This is a genomic window from Bartonella sp. AP58NXGY, from assembly GCF_042195785.1.
Taxonomy (GTDB): Bacteria; Pseudomonadota; Alphaproteobacteria; order Rhizobiales; family Rhizobiaceae; genus Bartonella.
Genome location: NZ_JBHIOY010000037.1, coordinates 1 through 341, shown reverse-complemented (window position 1 = coordinate 341; position 341 = coordinate 1). Strand labels below are relative to the sequence as shown.

The window sequence follows — 341 nt, the reverse complement described above, 5'->3', positions numbered from 1 at the left end:
GCTTCTTGTAAACCTTCACAGACTTTCTCAAGGGCTTCTTTTTGATGATCTAAAAGCTTTTTCTTCGGTTTCTCTTTAAGGACAGCTTGTCCTTGTTCTTTATAAGCCCCCCAATCGATTTGACTGCTTTCCAAATCAAATAGATTAATCCGTTGAATACGAACCTCTTGTCCTTCACAAGTCAGTTCAACATTGTCACTCCAATCTGTTTCGGTGCTATCAACCAGTATGCGACGGGTGAAGATCTTTTTGCCCGAGGCAGCAATAAAGCTATCAATATCTTCTTTTTTAATGATGTGAGAGGCGTCATAGCATTTACATTGAATAGCCGCATAACCCCC

The 341-nt window shown here is 40.5% G+C and carries 1 protein-coding gene; it reads right to left on the bottom strand.

Annotated elements, in window-relative coordinates; translation table 11 throughout:
- Nucleotides 1-341 (bottom strand): hypothetical protein (locus tag ACFINC_RS09055; protein ID WP_375616995.1); only part of this gene is annotated, 341 nt, incomplete at both ends.